At 60.9% G+C, this 537-nt stretch carries 1 protein-coding gene; it reads right to left on the bottom strand.

What is annotated here, in order from left to right:
* Positions 1 to 331: 331 nt before the first annotated feature.
* Positions 332 to 537, bottom strand: a 206-nt coding sequence (locus tag AC1DRE_RS25145; RefSeq protein WP_476987171.1) for a hypothetical protein, incomplete at its 5' end; no start/stop codon positions are given.

Genomic DNA, 537 nt, shown 5'->3' with positions numbered 1-537 from the left:
CACTTACCCTCCGTTGCGTAAAAGACTGCAGGTAGTTCTGGGACTGGCTTCAGGACCGGCTTCCAGTGACTGCCATCACATGATGTTGAATTGTTTGACTTTATCTTTGTTCATGTTGGTTTGTCAACGAAAACAACATGAACGCAGATGCTAGCTTGGAGTTTTTGTCCAGATGGAGCGACTTCGAGGCCCCCGAAGGCGCGGTAAGTGGACAAAAACTCTTCCGGGACAGCCGGAAGCCGGGCCGGACCGTGATGGTCGGGCCCGGCTTCCGGGATGTTCACTTGCGGTTCGCCTGTGTCCGGGGACAGTGGCGGCCGGAGGGTCATGGCTAGATGCCGCCGTCCCGGCTCTCGTTGCGGACAATGCGTTCGCCCGTGTTCGGGTCCACCACGGAGCGGGTTTCGCTCACCCGGCGGCTGCGGCCGGGCGACGCCAGGACCAGCGAGGCGATCAGGCCGATGACGCCGACGGCCATCAGGATGTAGCCGATCAGGGTCTGGTCCACGTAGGGGGGGTCTGGTCCACGTAGGGGAT

It is taken from the genome of Arthrobacter sp. P4_H3, from assembly GCF_056400885.1.
Note: the sequence above shows the minus strand (reverse complement) of the source record. Positions and strands in the feature narration are given on the sequence as shown.